General features: G+C 37.8%; 25 protein-coding genes. 6 read left to right on the forward strand and 19 right to left on the reverse strand.

The window, feature by feature from the left end; genetic code table 11:
* The first annotated feature begins 70 nt into the window (after positions 1-70).
* The 3 genes from AS180_RS09675 to AS180_RS09685 are packed head-to-tail and all read left to right on the forward strand — an operon-like array spanning position 71 to position 2,539.
* Positions 71-703, forward strand: a complete 633-nt coding sequence (locus AS180_RS09675) for a GNAT family N-acetyltransferase (RefSeq protein WP_025909474.1) — start codon at positions 71-73, stop codon at positions 701-703.
* Between the two features lie 16 nt (positions 704-719).
* The gene (locus AS180_RS09680) at positions 720-1,364 is read left to right on the forward strand and encodes an acetoin utilization AcuB family protein (RefSeq protein WP_025909475.1); all 645 of its coding nucleotides are present in this window, start codon (positions 720-722) and stop codon (positions 1,362-1,364) included.
* The gene (locus tag AS180_RS09685; protein ID WP_025909476.1) at positions 1,361-2,539 is read left to right on the forward strand and encodes an acetoin utilization protein AcuC; all 1,179 of its coding nucleotides are present in this window, start codon (positions 1,361-1,363) and stop codon (positions 2,537-2,539) included. Before AS180_RS09680 ends, AS180_RS09685 begins: the two co-directional genes overlap by 4 nt.
* A 49-nt stretch (positions 2,540-2,588) precedes the next feature.
* On the opposite strand, the gene motS is transcribed toward AS180_RS09685, so the two are convergent.
* The 7 genes from motS to AS180_RS09720 form a co-directional block, all read right to left on the reverse strand.
* The gene (gene motS, locus AS180_RS09690; protein WP_035320529.1) at positions 2,589-3,257 is read right to left on the reverse strand and encodes a flagellar motor protein MotS; all 669 of its coding nucleotides are present in this window, start codon (positions 3,255-3,257) and stop codon (positions 2,589-2,591) included.
* A 37-nt stretch (positions 3,258-3,294) separates the two neighbouring features.
* The gene (gene motP / locus AS180_RS09695; protein WP_025909478.1) at positions 3,295-4,104 is read right to left on the reverse strand and encodes a flagellar motor protein MotP; all 810 of its coding nucleotides are present in this window, start codon (positions 4,102-4,104) and stop codon (positions 3,295-3,297) included.
* A 78-nt stretch (positions 4,105-4,182) separates the two neighbouring features.
* Positions 4,183-5,181, reverse strand: coding sequence for a catabolite control protein A (gene ccpA / locus AS180_RS09700; RefSeq protein WP_025909479.1), 999 nt, complete (start codon positions 5,179-5,181; stop codon positions 4,183-4,185).
* Positions 5,182-5,645: 464 nt separating this feature from the next.
* The gene (locus AS180_RS09705) at positions 5,646-6,722 is read right to left on the reverse strand and encodes a bifunctional 3-deoxy-7-phosphoheptulonate synthase/chorismate mutase (RefSeq protein WP_025909480.1); all 1,077 of its coding nucleotides are present in this window, start codon (positions 6,720-6,722) and stop codon (positions 5,646-5,648) included.
* Positions 6,723-6,943: 221 nt separating this feature from the next.
* A complete protein-coding gene (ytxJ, locus tag AS180_RS09710; RefSeq protein WP_025909481.1) occupies positions 6,944-7,267 on the reverse strand; it encodes a bacillithiol system redox-active protein YtxJ in 324 nt (107 codons plus the stop codon).
* 122 nt (positions 7,268-7,389) lie between these two features.
* A complete protein-coding gene (locus AS180_RS09715; protein WP_025909482.1) occupies positions 7,390-7,830 on the reverse strand; it encodes a YtxH domain-containing protein in 441 nt (146 codons plus the stop codon).
* Positions 7,831-7,852: 22 nt separating this feature from the next.
* The gene (locus AS180_RS09720) at positions 7,853-8,344 is read right to left on the reverse strand and encodes a DUF948 domain-containing protein (protein ID WP_025909483.1); all 492 of its coding nucleotides are present in this window, start codon (positions 8,342-8,344) and stop codon (positions 7,853-7,855) included.
* Between the two features lie 254 nt (positions 8,345-8,598).
* On the opposite strand from AS180_RS09720, the gene AS180_RS09725 reads away from it, so the two are divergent.
* A complete protein-coding gene (locus AS180_RS09725) occupies positions 8,599-9,714 on the forward strand; it encodes an aminopeptidase (protein WP_062686750.1) in 1,116 nt (371 codons plus the stop codon).
* Positions 9,715-9,767: 53 nt separating this feature from the next.
* Here the strand turns inward: AS180_RS09725 and murC are convergent, their stop codons facing one another.
* From murC to AS180_RS09765, 8 genes are all read right to left on the reverse strand, one after another.
* Positions 9,768-11,066, reverse strand: coding sequence for a UDP-N-acetylmuramate--L-alanine ligase (murC, locus tag AS180_RS09730; RefSeq protein WP_062686751.1), 1,299 nt, complete (start codon positions 11,064-11,066; stop codon positions 9,768-9,770).
* Positions 11,067-11,235: 169 nt separating this feature from the next.
* Complete coding sequence (locus AS180_RS09735; protein WP_025909486.1) at positions 11,236-11,898, reverse strand: hypothetical protein; 663 nt, start codon at positions 11,896-11,898, stop codon at positions 11,236-11,238.
* 255 nt (positions 11,899-12,153) lie between these two features.
* A complete protein-coding gene (locus AS180_RS09740) occupies positions 12,154-14,838 on the reverse strand; it encodes a DNA translocase FtsK (protein WP_025909487.1) in 2,685 nt (894 codons plus the stop codon).
* Between the two features lie 297 nt (positions 14,839-15,135).
* Positions 15,136-15,741: a YtpR family tRNA-binding protein gene (gene ytpR / locus AS180_RS09745; protein ID WP_025909488.1), complete on the reverse strand. Its 606-nt coding sequence runs from the start codon at positions 15,739-15,741 to the stop codon at positions 15,136-15,138.
* 3 nt (positions 15,742-15,744) lie between these two features.
* Positions 15,745-16,548, reverse strand: coding sequence for a DUF1444 domain-containing protein (locus AS180_RS09750; protein WP_025909489.1), 804 nt, complete (start codon positions 16,546-16,548; stop codon positions 15,745-15,747).
* An 80-nt stretch (positions 16,549-16,628) separates the two neighbouring features.
* The gene (locus tag AS180_RS09755) at positions 16,629-16,946 is read right to left on the reverse strand and encodes a thioredoxin family protein (protein ID WP_062686752.1); all 318 of its coding nucleotides are present in this window, start codon (positions 16,944-16,946) and stop codon (positions 16,629-16,631) included.
* A gap of 174 nt (positions 16,947-17,120) precedes the next feature.
* Entirely contained in the window at positions 17,121-17,633 is a 513-nt protein-coding gene (locus tag AS180_RS09760; protein WP_025909491.1) for a DUF84 family protein, read from the reverse strand.
* A 71-nt stretch (positions 17,634-17,704) separates the two neighbouring features.
* Positions 17,705-18,778, reverse strand: a complete 1,074-nt coding sequence (locus tag AS180_RS09765) for a M42 family metallopeptidase (RefSeq protein WP_062686753.1) — start codon at positions 18,776-18,778, stop codon at positions 17,705-17,707.
* Between the two features lie 167 nt (positions 18,779-18,945).
* Here AS180_RS09765 and AS180_RS09770 point away from each other — a divergent pair, with 167 nt between their 5' ends.
* The gene (locus AS180_RS09770; RefSeq protein WP_025909493.1) at positions 18,946-19,251 is read left to right on the forward strand and encodes a PepSY domain-containing protein; all 306 of its coding nucleotides are present in this window, start codon (positions 18,946-18,948) and stop codon (positions 19,249-19,251) included.
* Here AS180_RS09770 and AS180_RS09775 read toward each other — a convergent pair.
* Both AS180_RS09775 and trmB read right to left on the reverse strand, forming a co-directional pair.
* On the reverse strand, positions 19,226-20,083 hold the full coding sequence (locus AS180_RS09775) for a YtnP family quorum-quenching lactonase (RefSeq protein WP_025909494.1): 858 nt from the start codon (positions 20,081-20,083) through the stop codon (positions 19,226-19,228). The genes AS180_RS09770 and AS180_RS09775 overlap by 26 nt on opposite strands.
* Before the next feature lie 295 nt (positions 20,084-20,378).
* Positions 20,379-21,026 (reverse strand): tRNA (guanosine(46)-N7)-methyltransferase TrmB, encoded by a 648-nt coding sequence (gene trmB / locus AS180_RS09780; RefSeq protein ID WP_025909495.1) that lies wholly within the window; start codon positions 21,024-21,026, stop codon positions 20,379-20,381.
* Between the two features lie 146 nt (positions 21,027-21,172).
* Here trmB and AS180_RS09785 point away from each other — a divergent pair, with 146 nt between their 5' ends.
* Complete coding sequence (locus AS180_RS09785) at positions 21,173-21,451, forward strand: YtzH-like family protein (protein WP_025909496.1); 279 nt, start codon at positions 21,173-21,175, stop codon at positions 21,449-21,451.
* A 14-nt stretch (positions 21,452-21,465) separates the two neighbouring features.
* Here AS180_RS09785 and AS180_RS09790 read toward each other — a convergent pair whose 3' ends face one another.
* Positions 21,466-22,272 (reverse strand): phosphotransferase, encoded by an 807-nt coding sequence (locus tag AS180_RS09790; RefSeq protein ID WP_374699989.1) that lies wholly within the window; start codon positions 22,270-22,272, stop codon positions 21,466-21,468.
* Between the two features lie 171 nt (positions 22,273-22,443).
* Positions 22,444-24,588: a type I pullulanase gene (gene pulA / locus AS180_RS09795; protein WP_025909498.1), complete on the reverse strand. Its 2,145-nt coding sequence runs from the start codon at positions 24,586-24,588 to the stop codon at positions 22,444-22,446.
* Positions 24,589-24,601 lie beyond the last annotated feature (13 nt).

Consider the following 24,601-nt stretch of genomic DNA (forward strand, 5'->3'; position numbering starts at 1 on the left):
ATTGAAAACGCTTCATTTATCTCGATTTTATGTATAATACAGATAAGACCGAATAAAGGTGGTGACCTTGTTGAATCACATCAAAACATACAATATGAAAGAAGTTAAAACTCCTGTTGGGACGTTAGTTATTGAAGGTCCCGTTTCCTCTACAACATTAGCACAGCTAGATTTCCATCAAGAATTAACAGCTTTTAGACCCGCTGAACAGCAAAAGCAAGCTCTAGTTGAAATTGCCGACTTGCCCGAAGGTAGAATTATTGTTGCACGCATCAACCATACGGTTGTTGGCTATGTCACCTTCTTATATCCAGACCCCTTAGAAAGGTGGTCTGAAGGGAAAATGGATAATTTAATTGAACTGGGTGCCATTGAAGTAGCAGCTCCATTTAGAAGCTACTCGATTGGCAAAAGCTTATTAAAAGTTTCAATGATGGATGATGCCATGGAAGATTATATTATTATTACAACAGAATATTATTGGCATTGGGATTTAAAAGGAACAGGCTTAAACGTGTGGGAATATCGTAAAATCATGGAAAAAATGATGAACACGGGTGGATTAACCTGGTATGCAACAGATGACCCGGAAATCAGCTCACATCCAGCCAACTGTTTAATGGCTCGAATAGGAAAAAGAGTCAATTTAGATAGCGTTCAATCGTTTGATCATCTGCGTTTTCAAAATCGCTTTATGTATTGATAAGGAGGCGTTTTATATGCTTGTTGAAGAGATTATGATTCAAGATGTTATTACTCTAGCACCGACTGATACCATTGCTGAAGCACTTCATTTGCTAGATACATATAAAATTCGTCATATTCCAATTGTGAATCATGCACATCATATTGTTGGTATCATCTCTGATCGTGATATACGAGATGCTAGTCCATCAATTTTAAATCCATCTTCAAAGTCCACTGAATTATCAGAACCTATTCATCGCATCATGCAAAAGAATGTTATTACTGCACACCCTCTTGATTTTGTAGAAGATATCGCAAACGTCTTCTATGAAAACCAAATTGGATGCATACCTGTTACACAAGAGAACCGTCTAATCGGTGTCGTTACCGAACGAGACTTATTGCGTAGCTTTATTCAGCTAACTGGGTCACATAAGCCTGGGTCACATATTGAAGTGAAAGTTAAAAACCAAGCTGGTGTTTTAAGTGATGTGACAGCTATTTTTGGTCAACACCGTACGAACATCTTGAGCGTCCTAGTATATCCTCATAAAGATGATCGATATAAAGTACTCGTTTTTAGGGTTCAAACATTTAACCCGCTTAGCATTATTAATGATTTACGTGATCACGGCTACGAAGTTATTTGGCCAAAACCACTGGAGAGTACGTTATGAAAAAACAAGATGCCGTCTTTATTTACTCTGAAGATTTATTAACCTATAAATTTAACCACCATCACCCTTTTAACCAGCTCCGAGTAAAGCTAACTTATGAACTATTGCTGGAATCTGGAATGCTAACAGATAAACAAATTGTCTTACCCAGAATGGCTACTGACGAAGAACTAGCGCTCGTTCATGACCCTGCTTATATACAAGCTGTTAAAGATGCTGGATTAGGAAATTTATCGACAACAAAAGGTGAAAGCTATGGACTGGGAACGGAAGATACGCCTATTTTTCATAACATGCACGAAGCTAGTGCATTTCTCGTTGGTGGTACACTTACTGCCGTAGATCAAGTAATGACAGGAAAAGCTAACCATGCACTAAATCTTGGTGGTGGACTTCACCATGGCTTTCGAGGAAAAGCATCCGGCTTTTGCATCTATAATGATAGTGCGGTAGCTATTCGCTATATGCAAGAAAAATACAGTGCCCGCATTTTATATGTCGATACAGATGCTCATCACGGTGATGGCGTGCAGTGGACTTTTTACGACGATCCTTCTGTATGTACTTTATCTATTCACGAAACGGGTAGATACCTATTCCCTGGAACTGGCGATGTAAACGAGCGCGGACATAATAAAGGATACGGATATTCATTTAATATACCAGTTGATGCCTATACAGAAGACGATTCATGGTTACAAGCCTATAAAACATCGCTTGAAGCGGTTGCTGCGTTCTTTAAGCCTGACGTTATCTTAACTCAAAACGGTGCTGATTCTCATTACTATGATCCTCTTACTCACCTCTGCGGCACGACTAAAATGTATCGAGAAATCCCAAAAGTTGCGCATGAAATCGCTCATAAATACTGCAATGGAAAGTGGATTGGAGTAGGTGGTGGAGGGTATGATATTTGGCGGGTGGTTCCACGTGCTTGGTCCTTTATTTGGCTGGAGATGTTAGAAAAGCAATCGATTACAGGAAACTTACCGACCACTTGGATTCAAAAGTGGGAAAGAGAAGCGCCCATCCCAATTTGTACAAAATGGGATGATGAAGATGGAATTTATGATCCTATTCCAAGAAGGCAAGAAATTGAAGAAAAGAATGCTCATACTGTCTCTCGAGCGCTCTTTCCTATTCGCTCGCATCAGAAAGAAGCTTCGTCTCACTAAAAAGCATGGCCTCTTCTCATATCATAAGAAGAGGCCATGCTCTGAATAACTACTCATTGGTCGGGTCAGAAATAATAATCTCAACGCGTCGATTCTTTTGCATATTGGCTTCTGACGTATTTTCAACAACAGGCTTTGCTTCCCCGTAGCCGATAGCGATAAATTGCTCAGACTTTAAATCATAATGAGCTATAAAATAACGAATGACGCTGCTCGCTCTTGCAGTAGATAACTCCCAGTTCGATGGATAACGGTACGTTTTAATCGGTCGATTATCGGTATAGCCTTCAATTTTTATCTGATTAGGTATCGTCGTAAAAAGTGCGCCCAACTTATTTAGGAACGGGTAGCCTTTTTTTAAAATCTCCGCTTCTCCTGTCTCAAATAATACCTGTTCTTGTAATACCAAAACGACTCCTCGCTCATCACGATTCGCAGTTATCACTTCCTGAAGGTTATTTTCCTCAAGATATTGTTGTACCTGTAAAAGAATACGATCAAGCTCTTCTGACTTGTTACTAAGGACTTTTTTATTATTTCCCTCTTGCGACTGTGAAGAGGATTCAAATTCAATAATAGAAGCATCTGCTCCGTTAGACTCTGATAATCCTAAAGAATTTACTAATTGCTTAAACTTAATATTATCGATATTAGACATAGAGAAAAGTAAAATAAAAAACACTAATATTAACGTAACAAGGTCTGCAAACGTCACCATCCATTTGTTCGACTGTGAAGAGTGCTGAACTTTTTTTCTACGCTTCACGGACGCTAGCCCTCTCTTTAAGCAGAGATTGTCTTGCTTTTTTAGCGGGTATAAATGCTTTTAGCTTTTCTTGCAATAATCTCGGGTTTTGACCGCTTTGCAAACCGACAACTGCTTCAATTACTACTTCTTTCATAAATACTTCCTGCTCTGTTTTCACTGCTAGCTTGGCTGCAATTGGTTGAAATAATAAATTTGAAAGAAGAGAACCATATAGTGTCGTCAAAAGTGCAATAGCCATATTCGGGCCAAGCGTAGAAGGGGTATTCAAGTTTCTTAACATTAAAACAAGTCCAATTAATGTTCCTACCATTCCCCAAGCTGGAGCATAATCGCCAGCTTTTTCAAACACGCTTCTTCCCTTAGAATGACGCTCTTCAATTCCAATAATTTCTGCTTCTAACATTTCTTTAATTACTTCAGGCTCTACGCCGTCAATTGCTAATAGCAGCCCTTTCCGCACGAATGGATCATGAACCTTGTCCATTTCTGCTTCCAGTGCCAATAACCCTTCACGCCTTGCTAATTCTGATAGCTGTACAAATTTTTCTATTAGTTCATCAACATTTGATTCCTTTGATTGAAAAGCTTGTAAACCAACTCTCCACATATTACGAAGCTGCCTAATCGGAAAGCTGACGCATAGAGCTCCGAAAACTCCCCCCAAGACAATAAGCATGGACGGGAAATCAATAAAAATTAAAAAACCTTGTACTCCGCCGCTAGAAATAACGCCAAACGCAACCATAGAGATACCAATCAGTATCCCTATAGGCGTTAATAGATCAAATTTCTTCATACCCTCTCTCCCCACTAATGGCAACTTCAATGTGTTCCTGCATAACTAAGCACATTAGCTACTTATGGAAATTTCTATTTATTTCGTTGACTGTCTGTATTCAATACGGTGTGGAAGCTGAACAATGCTACTATCCACTGTTTCTTTATTCATATACTTCGTTAATAATCTCATAGCTACTGCACCAATATCATACATTGGTTGAACAACAGAAGTTAACTGCGGACGTACCATCGTAGCCAAACGCGTATTGTCAAATCCAATAACCTCAAGATCATTTGGCACGTTATATCCACGATCTTGTGCGCCATGAATAACACCTAGAGCCATCTCATCAGTAGCTACAAAGATAGCCGTTGGTTTTTCATTTTCTTCAAATAGCTTTTCAACTGCTTCAATACCTGAATCGTATGTGTAATCGCCTTCCACGATATAAGAATCCAGAACGTCTATTTGATGATCTGTTAATGCTCTTTCATAACCTTTTAATTTTTGGGCATGATTAATAGGCTCTTCTAGAGTACCTGCTAAGAATGCAATTTTACTGTGGCCATTGTCAATTAAAGACTTAACCGCATCATATGCTGCTTGTTCATAATCGATTGTGACAGATGGAATTTGGTTTGTAGATTCAATAGACGCTGCTAATACAATCGGAACTGGTGACTTCTTTAACTCTTCTACATGCTCTTCCGTTAAATTCCCACTCATGAAAATAATTCCGTCTACTTGTTTACCTAGCATTGTATTTAATAGATGAAGTTCTTTATCTTGGTTTTGATCGGAGTTACTTAGAATAATGTTGTATTTATACATTGTTGCGATATCTTCAATACCACGTGCAAGTTCTGCGTAAAAGATACTTGAAATATCTGGGATAATAACCCCTACTGTTGTTGTTTTTTTACTTGCTAACCCTCTTGCTACTGCGTTAGGACGATAGCCCAAACGCTCAATTGTTTCCAGTACTTTTTTTCTTGTCGAAGGCTTCACGTTAGGGTTTCCGTTCACAACGCGCGAAACCGTTGCCATTGATACACTCGCTTCTCTTGCTACATCATAAATTGTTACGTTCATAACGACACACTCCTTTTTTATTACTTGTTCACTTATTTTGCCCTTAAATGATAACTTGTAATTACGTATATAAACCCTTCTTGCATATAACGAAATAGTTGTAAGATTTTCATTCATGATTTTTATATACCAATTAAATACCCATTCTATATAACGTCTATTCATAAATCATCAAAAGTTCTTATGTATATACACGTACATACAGGGACTTGAATAAAAAAATAATTGACAGAATTATAGCGAATATCTGTAACTACTATACGACACTATGTGCTGAACCGCAACGCCTTTAGTGCCTTTTTCCGACAAATTTCACCAGATTTTCAAAAAATGATTCTGCCTTTTTATCATTTCCTATTTTTAGCAAACTTATTGTAAAGATGCAACATTATTGCTTTTTTTCTATCTATGACAGCACAGTTTTTCGTAAAAGAAGCCCGAAACATGAGTTTCAGGCTTCTCATTTATAAATTTCGGTTACAAAGTGGCTTTAACTTACTCATAAATTCATTAAATTGAGGGATATTCATCTGCTGCGCAGAATCCGATAGTGCAACAGCAGGGTCTGGATGAACTTCTGCCATTACTCCATCAGCTCCAATTGCGAGCGCTGCTTTGGCAGTTGGGAGCAGTAAATCTCTTCGACCTGTGGAATGCGTAACATCTACAAGAACTGGTAAATGAGTTTCTTTTTTCAAGATTGGAACAGCTGAAATATCTAATGTGTTGCGAGTTGCTCGCTCATATGTCCGAATCCCGCGTTCACATAAGATAATTTGACCATTTCCTTTTGACATAATGTATTCAGCAGCATTAATAAATTCATCGATTGTAGCAGCTAAACCCCTTTTTAGTAATACAGGCTTATTCACGCTTCCTGCTGCTTTTAGTAATTCAAAGTTTTGCATGTTTCGTGCGCCAATTTGAATAACGTCTACATAATCAAGTGCTGTTTCAATATCACCAGGGGTCACAATTTCACTAATAACGGCTAAATCGTACTCATCAGCAGCTTGCTTTAAAATCTTCAGACCTTCTAACCCCAACCCTTGAAAGTCATATGGTGATGTTCTAGGCTTATAAGCTCCACCTCGAAGAAGCTTAATTCCTTGCTGCTTAACTACTTTTGCCACCTCAGCAACTTGTTCATAGCTTTCCACTGCACAAGGGCCCGCAATAAACCGCTGACTACCATCGCCAATTGCTTCTCCTTTTACCATGACAATTGTATTATCTGGCTTTTTCTTTCTTGAGACAAGAAGCGCTTTTCTATGGTCATCTTCTTGAAGCTCAAGGTTCGCTTTAAAAATTTCTTTGAAAATATGCTGCAAGGTAGATGTTTCAAATGGCCCTTCATTTTTCTCAACGATTAAATCAAGCATTACCCTTTCACGAACGGGATCAAAACGATTCGTTCCTTGTACCCCTTTTAGCTTACCAACTTCCTGAACGAGCATTCCTCTTTCATTAATAACTTTTAGTAGCTGTAGGTTCAGTTCATCGATTTGAGAACGTAGTTGCTGTAAATCTTGTTTCGCCATTTGGTTCCACCCTTCCACCTTTACGGTAATCAATATTCACTTGTTTATCTCTCTGCCAGAAATAGCAAAGACACAGAAGTCCTTTGAAGAATCTGTTGATCTAGGAGGATATAGATAGAGGAGAAAGACTAAGTTACTATTCATTTTATACGAAAATAAGCTGAAGCACAATAAACGAAAGCTTGCGCAAATAATCATCACGCAAGCTTTTTCCACTTCTTTTATTTACTTACTCTTTTACTTAGTTCTTCTTCAGTAATCTTCCAATGTGAAATGTCCCACTTCACTTTACCATCTTCAAAGAAAAGTGCTTGTGGTGATTCATGTTTAACACCATATGTCTCAGCAATATAGTTTGATAGCGGGCGTGCTTCTTGCACGTGTAAATAGTATGCTTTCACTGAGTTTTGATTGTTTACATAATTTGAGAATGCTTCATGACCGGCGCCACTAATCGGACAAGTTGTACTATGCTTTAAAAATAGAAAAGATTCATTTTCATTGACTACTTCATTAAACTCTTCTACGCTTATAATTTTCTTCATTTCCATCATCCTTTTAAGTTTTTTTCTTTATTTTACCTTCTCAATTACTCATTCACAATAAATTGGCACATTGGATAGTCACAAAAAAAAGCGTTCAATGAGATGAACGCTTACTAGCACATTTAAGGACGGTTGATATTGCTTTCGACGTCATCTAACGCTTCTTGGGCTTCCGTTAGTTTTTGCTGAAAGTCTTCATTACTTTGAGACTCTACTTCATCAGCGAGTACCTCAAGGCTTGTTGGGGGTAAATTATCTTCATGCTGATCAGCTTTTCTGAAGTTTTTCACTTTATCTACGACTTGTGATGATTGCTCTGAAATAGTTTGGGACAAGTCCGCTGTTTTTACTTTAGCAGTTTGAGCGAATTCTTGTCCTTTTTCAACAGCATTATTTTTTACTTGCTCTGTTTTTAAACGAACATAAGCCGCTTGTTCATTTAAATCCGCTCTTAGTTCTTTACCTGCTTTCGGAGCTAACAATAAAGCAGTCGCTGCTCCTACTACTCCTCCAATAATCGTTCCTAATAAAAAGTCTTTATTTGTTGATTGATTATTTGCCATTGCTTTCTCCTCCAGTATACTTTTAAGAATAAGATCTTGAGCGCTTTTGTGATGGTTTAGCTAACTCAGTAGCAGTCGAATCAACAGTAGATTGTTGAACAGGCTTTCTTCTTGCTTTCAGTCGTTCCCATACATCCATTGCTACATTGCTCCATTGAACAACTTGCGCAACGGTCTCTTTATTTTCTTCCACCTTTTGCGAGACGCTAGTAGAGACGTTCTTTAAAGATTTGTTTAAATCATGAATTGAGTCCCCAACACCTTTTACCGAGTCAACTACGGTATTTAAAGCTTCTGATTTCCGTTGGATATCTTCTGCTAATAAATTAGTTTTATGTAAGAGTGCGGTTGTTTCCGTTGTAATACCTGTCATTTGTTTTTCCAGACCATCGAGCGTTCCTGCCACAGAAGTAAGCGTTTGTTGTACAGAACGAAGCGTCTTTGATACTGAAACAACAAGATAGAAAATCGCAATAGCGACTACTGCAGCGCTTAAATATAAAATAAGAATCATATTTAATCCCCTCCTCGTTCATATTGTTGATATAAATACATTCCCAATTTTAAGACAGTTTAAACATCCGATTAGAAATTGGAATTGTTTATCCTTATCATACACTATCTTCCTCATTTTCTTAAACTTTTATTATTTATCGCCTTATCTTTTGGAAAGTATAACTAAAATACCCTTTATTCATCAACAAAAAATAAATAATCGGTTACAATAAGGAAGTGGCATTTGTCGCTTATTTTAAAGGAGGGATACATATGAAAGATCCTAGAATTCAAACTTTAGCCCATAATTTAATTAATTACTCCGTTCGTCTTCAAAAAGGCGAAAAGGTTTTAATTGAAAACTTTGGCTTGCAGCGTGAACTTGTAACTGCACTGGTAGCAGAGGCATATGCTGCAGGTGGGTACCCATTTGTTTCATTAAAAGATCATACGGTAGACCGTGCTCTCCTTCAAGGTGCACAAGAAGAACAATATAGCATGATGGCTAACTTTGAAGCAAACGTGATGAAGGAAATGGACGCTTATATTGGATTACGTTCAGGTTCCAATATCTTTGAACAATCTGATGTGCCAGGAGATAAAATGCGTATTCATGGAAATACAATCGGTAAAAAGGTTCACCGTGATATTCGTGTACCAAAAACGAAATGGGTCGTCTTACGCTACCCAAATGATGCAATGGCTCAGCTAGCTAAAATGAGCACAGAAGCATTTGAAGACTTTTACTTTGATGTATGTAACTTAGATTACAGCAAAATGAGTAAAGCAATGGATTCACTTGTTGACCTAATGAATCGTACGGACAAGGTTCGTTTAACAGGAAAAGGGACTGATTTAACCTTCTCTATTAAAGATATTCCTGCCGTAAAATGTGCTGGTGAAATGAACATTCCAGATGGAGAAGTCTACACAGCTCCCGTCCGTGATTCAGTAAACGGAACAATTGCCTATAATACCCCTTCACCATATCAAGGATTTACGTTTGAAAACGTAACGCTGACGTTTGAAAATGGAAAAATTGTTGAAGCAACAGCAAACGATACAGAGCGTATCAATGAGATTTTTAATACAGATGAGGGTGCTCGCTTTGTAGGAGAGTTTGCTATTGGTGTAAACCCATATATCCAACGCCCGATGCAAGATATTTTATTTGATGAAAAAATTGATGGAAGCTTCCACTTTACACCGGGTGAATGTTATGAAGATGCGTACAACGGAAATAAGTCAAACATTCACTGGGATATGGTTATGATACAACGCCCTGAATACGGCGGTGGAGAAATTTACTTTGATGATGTGTTAATTCGTAAGGACGGTCTTTTTGTATTAGAAGAATTAAAAGGATTAAATCCAGAGAATTTAAAATAATCAAGTATTTAAGCAATCAAAAAAGCTCAGATTAGCTAATCTGAGCTTTTTTATTATGAAACTGTTTTTTGATATAGTTCTTCAAACTTTTGAATATCTCCAGCTCCCATAAATACAAGAACTGCTTCATTGTGACCTTTTAATGTTTCAATCGTTTGTTCATCAATAAGCTCTGCTCCATTAATTTTGCTACGCAAATCTTCAATTGAAAGCTTGCCTTGCTGTTCACGAGCTGAGCCAAAGATATCGCATAAATATACCTTATCTGCATGCTGTAAACTTGTAGCAAAATCCTCTAAAAACGTTTGTGTTCTTGTGAATGTATGAGGTTGGAATACAGCAACTACTTCTCGATTTGGATACTTCTGACGAGCTGCTGAAATTGTTGCGTTAATCTCAGTTGGATGGTGCGCGTAATCGTCAATTAATACTTGCTTTCCAACACTTTTTTCACTAAAGCGTCGCTTTACACCTTGGTATGTCTTAAACCGCTCTTGTAACACAGCTACCGGGATATCTTCATAATGACATAGTGCAATTACTGATAGAGCATTCAAAATATTATGGTCTCCGTATCCAGGAATTTCAAATGATGCAAAGAACGTATTGCGTACAAACACATCAAATGCTGTTCCAGCTGTACTTTTCACGATATTGCGAGCTTGAAAATCGTTTTCTTCACCTAATCCATAATATAAAACTGGTACTTTTGCTTGGATTTGCTGAAGATGCTCGTCATCGCCACAGGCAATAATACCTTTTTTCACCTGTAAGCCCATTTCTTGAAACGCACTGAATACATCTTCAATGTTCGCAAAATAATCTGGGTGATCAAAATCAATATTCGTCATGATTGCATAATCTGGCGTATATGATAAAAAGTGACGGCGGTATTCACAAGCTTCAAATGCAAAGTATTTGCTATCTTTTACACCTTTTCCTGTACCATCTCCAATTAAATATGAAGTTGGTTCAGCGCCTTGAATAACATGGGCTAGCATACCAGTGGTCGATGTTTTACCATGAGCACCTGTAACAGCGATACTTGTAAACTGTTTCATATAATCACCTAAAAAACGGTGATAACGTACAACAGGTAGATCGCGCTTCATCGCTTCTGCAATTTCCTCATGCGTATCAGGAAACGCATTTCCAGCAATTACAATCATACCTTCTTTAATGTTTTCTTTATTAAAAGTTAGAACAGGAATCCCCTGCTCTTCTAATGCTTTCTGTGTAAAGATTTCTTTTTCAATATCCGAACCTTGAACTTGAAAGCCCGTATCATTTAAAATTTGTGCCAACGCACTCATCCCTGTTCCTTTAATACCTACAAAATGGTAAACTGTCATATAAAGAACCTCCAACATTCGTCTATCTGTAAGACAGTATATGACGGTTATCAATAATTGCTCTTACAAACATGTCATTCTTCGCATTTGTTTGTGTAAAATGACAACAGCTGCATATTATATCACTTCTGCAAATTTCTCAACAGGCTTTGAGAGCCTTGACTTTTGGCTATTTTTGAAAGACTCGGACCTCAGTCAAATAGGCAACCGCATATCTTTTTAAAAATTGTCTCCAAGTGAGTTTTTCATTTTGATTCAGTGATTGATGTAGCTTCTCCATACTAGCTTCTGCTTGTATAAAGTAAGAGCCTACTAATACGTCATAACCGAGTGACTTTATTTTCCGAACCCATAATACTTTTTCAACATCTGTGTTCTTAAACCTTCCTTTTACATCTTTGATGATAACCTGCTTGTTTGTCAATGGACTATATCCTTTTACGTAAAAAGACTCACATACTTTTGATACAATAATCGGCTCTAATACACTTGTTAAAAACAAAGCACTTTGAATTAAAAATGTTTCATTTCGTGTAGCTGCTTTTTCACTTATAAACTGCTGCAACAATGTTCGGCCTTGAATTGTAACATAATCAAATGCAAACCAATGTTGAAATAAATACTCTTTGTCGCTTAGCTGCATTTGTTCCTGCGAAAGTCCTGTACGCTCACGAAAAAGGTGAGCCGCTCTCACTTTTTCTCGAATATTTGTATACCGCATCACAAACAAAACATATTCATCATAAAAGGATTGAATAGCATCATCCGTTTGGGATTGTTTTTCTTTCCGAATTTCAATTAAATCGATAATGTCTTGATGGTTATTCGCCATTGCCTCTCACACTCATTATCGAGGAGCCGTATCATATCGCTTGTGAGCTGACGTCCTCATTACTAGTTATGCTTTCCAAATCAAACTGGAAAAAACAATGAAATGTTACCCCTACATATACTAAATCATTTTTTGTAATCTGACAAACCTTTATCTCTGTTCTCGCACTTCCAAAATAACCTAATCTTGTTACATACATAAAGACCTCGCTTAAGCTACTTTGCTAAAATAGCCGTAGCAAGCCAGGTCTTTACTTTAATAGCTGGCCGTTTTATTTTCAAGTTCATGCAGTTCATCTTCTGTAATCAGCACGTCTCTTGGCTTACTTCCTTTTGCCTCTGAGATAATTCCTTGCTGCTCCATCATATCAATTAATCTTGCAGCGCGGTTATAACCAATACGGAAGCGGCGTTGCAGGCTTGATGCTGAAGCACCGTCCTGGTTTAGAGCAAACTCACACGCCTCATAGAATAATTCATCATCTTCCTGTGTTGAAAACGTCTGCTGTTTTTTTAACAGCTCCTGCTGATCGAATAAATAGGTTGGCTTCATTTGCGATTTTACATGATCTACGACACGATCAATCTCTTCATCTGATACAAAATTACCTTGAACTCGAACCGTTTTAGACGAACCGTTTTCTAGTAATAACATGTCTCCTTTACCAAGTAGCTTCTCCGCTCCACCTGTATCAATGATGGTGCGAGAATCCACTTGAGAAGAGACTGAAAAGGCTACGCGAGTTGGGACATTCGCTTTAATAAGACCCGTGATAACGTCAACAGAAGGTCTTTGCGTTGCTAGAAGCAAATGAATACCGCATGCTCTTGCTTTTTGAGCTATACGACAAATCGCTTCTTCTACTTCACCAGGGGATACCATCATTAAGTCTGCCAGCTCATCAATAATAATGACGAGATATGGAAGCTTACCGCTTTTTTCACTATGCTCTTCTACTTTTTCATTATAGCGTGTAATATCACGCACACCTGTATGCGCAAACAGCTCATAGCGACGCTCCATTTCTTCTACAGCCCATTTTAAAGCTGATGTTGCAGCTTTAGCATCCGTAATAACAGGGCTTACTAAGTGTGGAATGCCGTTATAAGGAGCTAACTCAACCATCTTTGGGTCGATAAGCATCAGCTTTACCTCGTGAGGGGCTGCTTTATAGAGCAAGCTTACAATAATTGTGTTAATGCATACGCTTTTTCCTGAGCCTGTGGCCCCTGCAATTAGTCCGTGGGGCATTTTATTCAAGTCTGTTACGACAGGAGCACCTGAAATATCTAAGCCCAGTGCAACTGTTAACGGTGATTTATTTTGTGTAAACGCTGGGTCAGTTACTATTTCGCTAAGTAAAACCGGCTTACTTTGTTGATTGGGCACTTCAATACCAATTGTATTTTTACCTGGTATTGGCGCCTCAATCCGAATATCTCTTGCTGCTAAACTCAGTTTGATATCATCTGTTAAATTTGTTATTTTATTTACCTTAACGCCTGGCTCTGGCTGAACTTCAAATCGTGTAACGGTTGGACCTTTCGTCACATTTACTACTTTAGCACGAACGTTGAAATTATTTAGCGTCATATCAAGCAGGTCACTTTGCTCTTGTACCCAATCATGATCTTCTTCCATTTCAATTAAGGGTGCATCTAATATTGACATAGAAGGAAATTGATACGACAACTCTGCTTGAGAATCCATTGGCGGCATTTCTTCTTTAAGTAGCGCAGGAATTGGTTCTTCATCATGTACTTCTTGCTTTTCCTCCATTTTCAAACGCTCTATAGATGACGATTTAGTGGCTTTTTCACGATCCTTTTTTAACATCATGACATTAAAAGGAACTAACCTGCGCCCTCCATTTGATGAACTTGTACTTGACGATACGGTCTTTTGGTTAGTTGCTTCTGACTCATCTGCGAATGCTTGCGGCTCTTCTTCAATTGAAGGGTGATACCCTTTTGTCTCCTCAAATTCGCCACCATTAGTCTCTTCCCGCTCTTCCTGTTTTGGAACACTTTCCACTATTGATTCCGGCTTCTCTACTACTTCAGACTCTACAACATCCACATGGTCTTCAAAGTGAGTTGATGGTTCCTCTACTTCTTCCACTGATAAGTCTTCAATATGTAAGGAAGGGACTGGTTGAGGTTCGACATAAGCATCTTTTACCTGTTCACTAAACGATTCTGCCTTTTCTATTTCCTTGCTTTCCTCTTGCTGTTCTTTGCGCACCAAAGGCTCTACATATGTTCTTTCGTTACGTATTTCCTTTCGAAGAGACTCATAAGTAGGCGTCGGCTTTACGCCAGCTGGGCTCGAAAGCTCAAATTCCACCACTTCTGAATTTTGTTGAGAAAGATGATGGTTAGCTGGACGCTTATTAAACCCATATACGGGTGACGGGATTTCAGTCGGACGAAACGGCTTTTTCACTTGTGAAGTCGGCTTAGAAGCGACCGGTGCCTTTTTTTCTTGTACTGGCTTCACATATTCTGGACGTTGAAAAGAAGTTGGTTCTTCTTTAGTCAACTGATAACTTTTCAGTATAGGCTCTCGTTCATTTTTCAATTTCTCAGCAGGCCTTTCTCTTCGACGAACCTCACGCCTTGGTGAATCATCTGAACGATTAAATTGATTGTCATCTATAAGCGGAAAGCGAAATTGACCTTTTGGATAGTGATAAGCTACTTTTGCCTCTAATTCTTGATGGGTTGTCCCTTTTTCTTGTCTCGGTAAGCGGGCTGGCGTTTTCTTCTTTGGAGTAGCTGCTTTTTCATTGACCGTGTCTTGAACTGGCCTTTGCTTCATTTCTGTTTCTTTCTTAGGTTCATCTAATGGAATCTCTGTTTCTCGACCTTTTTCATCTACTATAATTTCTTTTACTTCATAACCTAATAGATAATCCATCATTTTTCGCATAAAACCCATTTTTATCACTCTTTCTTCCTTAACAGTCGTATTTCTATTTATAAAAAACTGTATGCTTCTTGTAAAATTTTCAATTTTTATACACTCTCATTCATTTTACCATGTATCCAATAGGGTTCCTATAAAATCTATTAACTAGATACCCGATATATTGTGAAATATGCAAAAAAGCCACTAGAACTACTAGTAGCTTTTAATTTTATCAAATTTATAAAACCATTGACAATTGCTTTTCACAAACTGTAATCCTTTGAAACATAGGTGTAAAGCAACATCCGACTTTGGCATCATATAGAGTTAGGCTGAGAACTCTTCTCCTACTTTTGCGCTTTCTTCCAACACTAAAATACCTTTTTCTTGAGGAGCATTTGGTAAAGCCAATTCTTTTGCAGAACAGATCATACCAGAAGAAGGTACGCCACGAAGTTCTGCATCTTTAATAACAAGACCACTTGGCATAACAGCGCCTACTTTTGCCACTACAACTTTTTGTCCTGCCTCAACATTTGGAGCGCCACACACAATTTGTAACGTCTCTGTCCCAACATCTACTTTACAAATATTCAATTTATCAGCATTTGGATGCTTCTCTTTTTCTTGAACGTAGCCCACAACAAATTTTGGAGACAAGTCTACTTCAATCGATTCAGAAAATCCGCTTTCCTGAATAACTCGGTTTACTTCCGCTACTAGCTCTTCTGTTAACTTAATAGGTCCATGCCCTGAAAAAGATAAAACAGTAGATGCTTCAAAAATATTATAGCCAGCAGTAATATTTGATTTTTCATCAAAGATTCGCGTTACATTCTTTTTTGTTTCAAACGTTCGGTTTGAAAGTTCAATGTCTCGAAGAGATACGATTAACGTATCACCGATACCTTCTTTGTTGTAAAAAATATTCATTCCTTAACTCCGTCCTTTACTACGATTTTTTCCTAAAATGAAAATCGGTTCTAAACGCCCGTTTTCATACAAGAAAGAGAGTGCTGTAATGGGTACTCTTCCACTAGCAAAAAAGCTCATATTCATCTGTGCTAATATATCATAGCCTGTTTCATTTTGAACATCTGCTAAAATTAAAACATCCTGATGAGGCACAGCAATTGTGAGCGTTCCTTTTACTTTATCTTGAAACTCTTGTAAGAAAGATTCATTTAAAATCCGGCTCGCATCGTACCCGTCATTGGCATTAACAAAATAAAAATCATTGCCTGCAACTGTATCTTTTTTATATGTAATTGGCAATGAACGAAGATTAAACTTTGCCATTTCCCTTATAGATGTTACATCAAGCTTTTCTTTTTGCAGAAGCTTTTCATCTATTAATCGATACGTATTACCTAAATCTAAGGCATAATAAACTCTTGTTTCTGCCGTATGATCATCATATACGAGCGGAACATCTTCGTTTGTTTTCGTTGGAAAAGAGGTAGACCGAATAACTGGAAGAACCTTCTTTTCTTTTGAGTCTAATTGTTGTTCATCATTCATTACGCGCACAGCTTCTCTTATATAATATATCATTTCGTCTACTGCTGCGTCTTTTTTTTCTTCCCATTTCGCAATGAGCCCTGGTAGTGAAACCGTTAATCCTTTTTTTGTTTCAGAATGCTCAATTCTTAGCGTATCGTTTTTTTGATCAAATTGAAAACGTAGATTTTCATCTTTCAAACGATCTTGAACTAACTTTTTCATTTTAACACTTGTCATCTTCACTGAAAAACCCCTCCTTTTCACCAAAAGAAGCTTAAAATAAGGCCTCTTGTTAAAACAACAGGCCTAGCGATAGCTTATCCTTTTAAACTTTCAATAAATTGTTCAATTTCTTCCTGCGTTTTACGATCTTTGCTTACAAAACGTCCGCTTTCTTCACCGTTGTTATATCCTACAAAGCTTGGAATACCAAAAATATTCAGTTCAATGCACAAATCAATAAACTGATCTCGATCGATATAATGAAACGTATACTCACTATACTTTTGCTCTATTTCAGGTAGAATCGGTTCAATTACACGACAATCTGGGCACCAGTCTGCTGAAAACATCATGATGTGCTTTCCTTCTTTAATAACCTCATTATATTGTCCAATACTTTCCATTTTCTTCATTTTTATTTCCTCCTTTATGTTTTATGTCTCGTTTCTATTCAAAAAGACATTGGGTTTATGCTTCATTTAATTTTACATTCACTCATATGAAACCATAGTCAAACAGATGGTGCAAGTATCTTACTTTCAAGTATGTAGAACATTTTACTATTATAAGACGTTAGTATATCCTATTTAGCGGTTTTGATGAAATAGATATTGACCATACAGCATACGAACAACCTGCTCAAACATAGCCGTTCTGGTAAGGATTTCTGATGTGAAGATACCGATTGCTCCTTCATTTGAACGTACATCTTCTTTTTTTGTAAAGCGTTCCATAGCTTCTGCTAACTCAATTTTTTCTTCTTTTAACACCCTTGCAATTTCCTCAGGCAATAAAATTCTTGCACCACCCGCAATGATTGGCTTTTCAAGAGACCGACTACTTAAAGCTCCCCAGTTGCACAAAAATAAGCCGTAATCCGTTTCTGTTACGCCCCCTTCTAATCCAATCCCTAAGTCTATCTCATCTTTACATACTTTCTCTGAACGATTAATAGCTCCTTGAATGGTTTCTTCATCTGAAAACGGTTGGCTAGATACACCTGAAGGCACATCAAATGAATAGTATGTCATCTCTTGTCCAAATACATTTTTAACAGCATTTACTTTAGTTGGATTTTTCGTTCCGATTGCAATGTTCATTCCGTTGCTCCTTTGCGTGTTTTTTAATTAACACAAAAAACAATCGCTTTTTACAAGCGACTGTTTTAAGACTACACCTGCTCTTTAAGAGTAGCTACTGTTGTTTCGTCTGTTGCCCGCACGAGCTTCACCAATAGTTCTTTTGCAGCAGCATAATCGTCTACGTGAATCATGGAAGCATGTGTGTGAATATATCTTGAACAAATACCAATTACAGCTGATGGAACACCGCTGTTAGACGTGTGAACGCGCCCAGCATCTGTCCCACCTGGTGACACAAAATACTGATATGGAATACGGTTGGTCTCAGCTGTATCTAGAATAAACTCTCGAATACCTCGATGCGTTACCATCGTACGATCAAAAATGCGAAGCAGTACACCTTTTCCAAGCTGACCAAATGCACTTTTATCTCCTGACATATCATTCGCTGGGCTGGCATCTAGCGCATAAAAGACATCCGGCTTAATCATATTTGCAGCAGATTGAGCACCTCGTAAACCTACTTCTTCTTGCACAGTTGCTCCAGCATATAGAATGTTTGGAATCTTATCATCCTTTACCTCTTTCAATAACTCAACTGCTAATCCACAACCGTATCGATTATCCCACGCTTTTGCTAAGATTTTTTTCTCGTTAGCCATTGGTGTAAATGGACAAATGGGTACAATCTGATCTCCAGGACGAATCCCCATATCAGCAACTTCTTGCTTGGAATCGGCTCCAACGTCAATCATCATGTTTTTAATAGCCATCGGCTTATTACGCTGCGCATCCTCTAACAGATGTGGAGGAATCGATGCAATAACGCCTGTAATCTTCTTCGTTCTTGTAATAACCTCGACGCGCTGAGCTAATAATACTTGACTCCACCATCCGCCTAATGTTTGGAAACGAAGCATTCCTTTATCGGTCACACCGGTCACCATAAATCCAACTTCGTCCATATGCCCAGCTACCATTACTTTTGGACCTGAAGAATTGCTTTTTTTCACTCCAAAAATACTTCCAAGTCCATCTTGAATAATTTCATCAGTTAAAGGCTCCATTTGTGATTTCATAAAAGACCTTACCGCATGCTCATGCCCTGGAGCACCCGGAAGTTCTGTTAATGTTTTAAATAATGATAAAGTTTCTGAATTCATCTTTCGTCTCCTTTATGTATGTCATTACTTTTCATTGTAGCGAAAAGTCAAAATACTTTCCATTTTTCTTCCTTAACCAAGAGGATTGCTTAACAATCAAAGTATGTTTTTGTATAATGGACTATAGTAAGAACTTTTGTTTTTATTAAAAAAAGAAGGTGATTATTATGAAGTATACGCAGCTCATAACTGGCATTGCTGTTGGTTTTGCAAGCGCTTATCTATATCAAAAGAAAAAGTCGTCTCTTTCATCCATGGAAGCATTGCATATTGCAAAGCAAGCATTTAAAAGAAATGGTCCCATTAACGGCTCTTGGATTCAGACGACGACCAAGGTTATAAACAGGTACGGCCTCGCTTTTGAAGGTTACTCTGGTGGTATTACTCGTTCTGTCAATGGAAATCAGGAACAATATGAATTCTTCATTGATAAAAGTAGCGGTAACATTATTGACTTAGTAAAGATTGATTAAACTTTACTGCATTTATGATGTGACCTTTAGTATCCCACTTAATCGCTCGGTAATAAGCATCGTGGTAAAAACTAAGCCATGCATTTTGATTATATGCATACTGAAGCCATTTTTCTTTTTGAGAAATAGATGTCATTGGAAAATCGTCATAGGCCATAACCCACAACACATTATGATGAGCATGAGTTGGTAATAGATCTCCCATATGCACAAGCTGCTCGCCTTGACTACTAATGACAATGACAGAATGTCCATCACTATGCCCACCTGTGTGATGCATCGTAAATTCTGGGAGCAATTGAAGAGAATCATGAAACGGCACAACTTGAGATTCAATAGCTTCCCAATTTTGCTTCCAATACGTATTTTTTGAACGCATATTAGGGTTTTGCATTTCGTTCCATTCAACGTCGCTTACATAAATAACTGCGTTTGGAAATGTAGACTCCAATTTCCCTTGACTTCTCGTTGTTAGTCCCGCTACATGATCAAAGTGCATATGTGTCATCGCTACTTTTGTTACATCATGTCGCGTTAATCCCAGCTTCATTAAATCCGTTTCTACGTTAGATTCTTCCGTAATGCCAAAATGTTTTTTTTGCTTACCTTCAATCATTCCGTTTCCTATGCCTGCATCAATTAAGATAACTTCATTACCAGTTTGAACTAGCAATGGATCTGTTCTCATTGGGATACGATTGTCATAAGCAGTAGGGTATTTTTTAGACCAAAGCTCTTTTGGTACAACACCAAACATAGCTCCCCCGTCAAGATGATTATCTCCACCATTTAACCAAGAAACTCTCACATCTCCTATTGTTAACGTTTCCATTTTTACACCTCCCATATATTCCTATTTATTGTATCACTCCCTATTTACGTTTTTATAGTCTTTTTTAAACAAAAAAGAGTTTGGGACATAACAAAATGATTGCTTCTAAAAGACGAACACTAGCTGTTCCCATCTCTTTCCCGCAGGAGTCGAGTATCCTACGTTCCATTCCACCCTGTTTCCAACATTGTTTTCACAATCAACCAAAAAACCTGAACGATTAAAAGTTATGAACTCTCAATCGTTCAGGTATATCATTGGCTGAATTACTTATGTCCCAGCCTCCTTATAGATATTATTTTTCATTCATGTATTTAACTTCTGAACGATAAATACGACTTCCCTTTTGAGAAAACTTTTCTTCATACTCCGTCATAATATTTCCTTCGAAGTCACTAGCATGTAAATCTAAACTTACGTACTTTAATAACAAGCCATATTCAGAAAAGCTCATTAAAGAGTATTCAAACAATCCTTGATTATCTGTTTTAAAATGAATCTCTCCACCATCGATTAAAATTTGTTCATAGATATTTAAAAATGTTTTGTACGTTAAGCGTCTTTTAGCATGACGAACTTTTGGCCAAGGATCTGAAAAGTTTAAGTATACTCGCTCAACATCACCTTTAGCAAAATATTCCGTTAGGTCTTTTGCGTCAACGCTTAGCAGTTTAAAATTCGGTACTTCTGCTTCAATTATGCGATCTAGCGCACTAACAATTACACTTTCATATAACTCAATGCCAAGGTAGTTAATGTTTGGATTTTGCTTAGCCATCCCAAGTAGGAATTGACCTTTTCCAGTTCCAACTTCAATATGAATTGGGTTATCGTTTCCAAATACCTCGTTCCATTTGCCCTTATGTTCTGCAGGATTTCCAACGGCATATTGTGGATACTGTGCCAATTTCTCTTTTGCCCAAGGCTTATTTCTTAGTCTCATACTGCACACCTCATCTATATTATCAAAAATTATCAAAATTGAACCACACGGAAAATGTCGGTTATTTTGTACAACCGACATTCGTATGAATAATTGTATTCATAAAGAAAAAAATAAAAGCATCATACGAGAAAGGATGGTGCACTATGCCTTTAAACGCTCAACATCAAATGGCTATCTTAAAGGACATCTTATCAAATCACCAAACTGACTGCTGTGGAACAGTCTCTGAATGCGAACAAGTTGAACGTTTAGCTCAAGCAATGCTAGCAAATGGAACTGCTAATGAACAAGTGTATCGCACGCTTCAAAACATTTGCGAGTATACACAGACTGCCAAAAGCGCGGCGCATCTCGATCAACATATTGAAACAAATAAACAAAATTTATCCCAATGGGTTGAAGAACTATCTAGTCTATCTTAACTAAACTTACTGGCTTAACTCTCATTTTCAAGCAATACTTTTAAGTAGTTAAGCCAGTAGTTCATTTCTGGTAATTCTTGCTTTGTACGATGCCATTGTACAAATAAAATACTTTGACTCACAACATACCACTTCATTCGCTTTTGCAAGCTATCTGTTAAAGCAATACCGTACTTTTCTAGCCAACCCTTCCATTCTGCTGGATCAATGTACCAGTACAGCAGAAGGCCTAAGTCAATAGCTGGATCAGCAATCATCGCTCCGTCCCAATCGATTAAATATAGCTGTTCATTCTCACCTAGCAACCAATTATTATGATTGACATCGCAATGACAAACAACATATTCCTCTGGCTGAACGAAATCCACTTCTCGCTCTAAATACAGAATCCCTTGCTCAACAACTGGTTCTTTCTGCAAGTCCAAATCTACATTTGCTCGAATATCGAGTAGAACGTCTTGTGGTAATAACGACTCTTTCCCTAATCTTTTTAACATATCCAACAACTCTTTAGAGTGATGAATTTTACTCAGCAGTTCTGTTACTCTATCCGAGTTCATATCTTGAGGTTTTAACTCTCGACCATCTAGCCAGTGTTGAGCTGTAATTACATCTCCATTTTCCATTCGTTTGGTCCAAACTAACTTTGGAACAATCCCTTCTGCTGACAAAACAGCTAGGAAAGGAGATGAATTGCGCTTCAGAAATAGCTTTCGGTCTTGAAACCTCGCGAAATAAGCATCTCCAGTTGCACCGCCAGCAGGAGTCACTTCCCATTCGCTTCCTAATATATGTTCCAACCAATTCACCTTCAATTTCAACACACACATTTCATTAAAAATTTAAAGTTATGTTTACTTCTATTTATATCATCAACAACGTGTATTTGTTTTATTAAATAAAAAAGACAGCTATTGCGGACATATACCAATAGCTATCCTTCATAAATTTTATCCTCTTCCCGCTTTTCTCGTCAAGTAGCAGAATAGCACTTATGTTTTAAATAATGCTAAAACGCCAACCGCAGGAACCGCTGCTTCGCCTGAAAGGGCTTTTGGAAATGGATACTGATAAGCGCTTTCTCCATCGATTACGACGTTCCAACTCCCCTGTGGCAAGTTAATATAATGAGTTGATGTGTCTTGGTTAAACGCGACAATGATATCCTTCCATGGTCCGTATTTTTCTACATTGGCAAGAGCATACGCAACTATTTCTGGCACCGATTCTAAGAACTTCATATGCTTACGAATTCGCTCGGTTGTATGAAAGCGAAATGCGCCGTGCGCTTTTCTTAGCTGAATCACTGCTTGTAGCCACTTTATATCCTTGTTATAGATTTTCCGCTGCTCCCAATCAAATTGATTGATGCTATCCGGTGAGCGATAGCTATTTTCAACACCTTGTTTTGTTCGATAAAATTCTTGTCCTGCATGTAGAAAAGGAATGCCTTGAGCTAATAACACCATTGCACTTGCAAGCTTTTGCCTTTTTTGCAAAATTTGTTTCTCCTCATGTGAATTACACTTACTCAATTTATCCCACAGCGTGTGATTATCGTGTGATTCTACATAGTTTATCGAAGAGGTAGGCTGAACAAATAAATACTTCTCTCCTTTTTGATAAGAAACACTGCCAGCCATTACTTGCTTTACTTCGTCAACTCGATGGGTGTTGCCACAAATAAAACCTTTATCATAGATGTTAAAAGTACTTCCCTTGATAAAATCTCGAAAACGATCATTAAAGAACCCAATATGTGGGACTTTATCAGAGTTATAGATTGTTGCTTTTTGCTCTGAAGATAAAGGGGTATTTAGATCCCACCCTTCACCAAACAGCAAAATGGATGAATCATATTCAAACAGCTTTTGTCGAATCGTATTCATCGTTTCAATATCTAAAATTCCCATTAAATCAAAACGAAAGCCATCAACATCATATTCTTTGACCCAAAACAAGACGGAGTCAACGATAAATTTACGCGCCATCTTACGCTCAGAAGCAAAATCATTTCCTACACCTGTTCCATTGGACGGCATTCCAAATTGATCATGCCGGAAGTAATATCCTGGAACAATCTTTTCAAAAGAAGAGTCTTCCCTTACATATACATGGTTATAGACAACATCGAGTATAACACGTAGATCATTCTCATGAACCGCTCGAATAAGTTGCTTTAGCTCTAGAATACGAGCTATAGGATTTGTTGGCTCCAAAGAATAGCTGCCTTCCGGCACATTAAATAGGAGTGGGTTGTAGCCCCAATTATAGGTATCTAAAGGCTTCAGTTCATCTACGCCATCAAAGTCATAAACGGGTAGGAGCTCCAAATGCGTAATACCAAGTTCCTTTAAGTAAGCTAACCCTGTTGTTACACCGCTTTCTGTTGACGACTCAGTGAATCCTGCATATGTTCCTTTATTGGACACGTTACTGGAAGGATGAATGGTAAAATCACGAATATGGACTTCATAAATAATAGCATCCGTGGGCTTTTGAAGCGGAGCCTTTTTCACAGGCGGCTGCTTAGTTTTGTGTAAATTCACCAACACACCGTATTCACTGTTTGCTGATGCTGCTATTGCATACGGATCAACAGCTTCTCTCGTAACACCGTTGACCGTTACCTCATAGCTATAGTGATGCCCTTCTTTTTCAAGGCCACAAATCGCTGTCCACACTCCCTTTTTCATACGAGCCATGCCAATATATTCTTTATTTAACGTTTTAGGATTGATAAGCTTTACCTTCACATCTGTAGCAGTCGGTGCCCATAATTTCAGCTGAATATGTTGCTTGGTAAAAACCACACCCAAGTCCGATTCATTGTAAAAAAAAGCATCATCGAATTCAGGAGTGCGAATGACAGCTCCTATCTTTAAATCTGCTTTGGCACCACGTTCTTCTACCACTTGATACTCTTCACCAATCTCTATTTTTATTTGACAGTAGCATTCATATTTTATAGCCTCATGTAATACTTTTCTATCCTTTAGCTTTAAAGAAAGCGATTGGCCATCTCTCATTAAACAAAGCGAATTCACTTCTCCATCGTAGTAAGATTTAGGAACAAGAACGGTAACCATATCCATCTTATCTAAATATGCTTCAAATTTTTGATCATCATAAGCCATCTGTTCTCCTCCT

Source organism: Priestia veravalensis (genome assembly GCF_001457055.1).
Classification (GTDB): domain Bacteria; phylum Bacillota; class Bacilli; order Bacillales; family Bacillaceae_H; genus Priestia; species Priestia flexa.

What these genes read in the sequence shown, in the direction of transcription:
- AS180_RS09680 (WP_025909475.1), top strand. Translation starts at nt 720, where the DNA reads ATGCTTGTTGAAGAGATTATGATTCAAGATGTTATTACTCTAGCACCG.
- AS180_RS09685 (WP_025909476.1), top strand. Translation starts at nt 1,361, where the DNA reads ATGAAAAAACAAGATGCCGTCTTTATTTACTCTGAAGATTTATTAACC.
- motS (WP_035320529.1), bottom strand. Translation starts at nt 3,257, where the DNA reads ATGGTGACGTTTGCAGACCTTGTTACGTTAATATTAGTGTTTTTTATT.
- motP (WP_025909478.1), bottom strand. Translation starts at nt 4,104, where the DNA reads ATGAAGAAATTTGATCTATTAACGCCTATAGGGATACTGATTGGTATC.
- ccpA (WP_025909479.1), bottom strand. Translation starts at nt 5,181, where the DNA reads ATGAACGTAACAATTTATGATGTAGCAAGAGAAGCGAGTGTATCAATG.
- AS180_RS09705 (WP_025909480.1), bottom strand. Translation starts at nt 6,722, where the DNA reads ATGGCGAAACAAGATTTACAGCAACTACGTTCTCAAATCGATGAACTG.
- ytxJ (WP_025909481.1), bottom strand. Translation starts at nt 7,267, where the DNA reads ATGAAGAAAATTATAAGCGTAGAAGAGTTTAATGAAGTAGTCAATGAA.
- AS180_RS09715 (WP_025909482.1), bottom strand. Translation starts at nt 7,830, where the DNA reads ATGGCAAATAATCAATCAACAAATAAAGACTTTTTATTAGGAACGATT.
- AS180_RS09720 (WP_025909483.1), bottom strand. Translation starts at nt 8,344, where the DNA reads ATGATTCTTATTTTATATTTAAGCGCTGCAGTAGTCGCTATTGCGATT.
- AS180_RS09725 (WP_062686750.1), top strand. Translation starts at nt 8,599, where the DNA reads ATGAAAGATCCTAGAATTCAAACTTTAGCCCATAATTTAATTAATTAC.
- murC (WP_062686751.1), bottom strand. Translation starts at nt 11,066, where the DNA reads ATGACAGTTTACCATTTTGTAGGTATTAAAGGAACAGGGATGAGTGCG.
- AS180_RS09735 (WP_025909486.1), bottom strand. Translation starts at nt 11,898, where the DNA reads ATGGCGAATAACCATCAAGACATTATCGATTTAATTGAAATTCGGAAA.
- AS180_RS09740 (WP_025909487.1), bottom strand. Translation starts at nt 14,838, where the DNA reads ATGGGTTTTATGCGAAAAATGATGGATTATCTATTAGGTTATGAAGTA.
- ytpR (WP_025909488.1), bottom strand. Translation starts at nt 15,741, where the DNA reads ATGAATATTTTTTACAACAAAGAAGGTATCGGTGATACGTTAATCGTA.
- AS180_RS09750 (WP_025909489.1), bottom strand. Translation starts at nt 16,548, where the DNA reads ATGACAAGTGTTAAAATGAAAAAGTTAGTTCAAGATCGTTTGAAAGAT.
- AS180_RS09755 (WP_062686752.1), bottom strand. Translation starts at nt 16,946, where the DNA reads ATGAAGAAAATGGAAAGTATTGGACAATATAATGAGGTTATTAAAGAA.
- AS180_RS09760 (WP_025909491.1), bottom strand. Translation starts at nt 17,633, where the DNA reads ATGAACATTGCAATCGGAACGAAAAATCCAACTAAAGTAAATGCTGTT.
- AS180_RS09765 (WP_062686753.1), bottom strand. Translation starts at nt 18,778, where the DNA reads ATGAATTCAGAAACTTTATCATTATTTAAAACATTAACAGAACTTCCG.
- AS180_RS09770 (WP_025909493.1), top strand. Translation starts at nt 18,946, where the DNA reads ATGAAGTATACGCAGCTCATAACTGGCATTGCTGTTGGTTTTGCAAGC.
- AS180_RS09775 (WP_025909494.1), bottom strand. Translation starts at nt 20,083, where the DNA reads ATGGAAACGTTAACAATAGGAGATGTGAGAGTTTCTTGGTTAAATGGT.
- trmB (WP_025909495.1), bottom strand. Translation starts at nt 21,026, where the DNA reads ATGAGACTAAGAAATAAGCCTTGGGCAAAAGAGAAATTGGCACAGTAT.
- AS180_RS09785 (WP_025909496.1), top strand. Translation starts at nt 21,173, where the DNA reads ATGCCTTTAAACGCTCAACATCAAATGGCTATCTTAAAGGACATCTTA.
- pulA (WP_025909498.1), bottom strand. Translation starts at nt 24,588, where the DNA reads ATGGCTTATGATGATCAAAAATTTGAAGCATATTTAGATAAGATGGAT.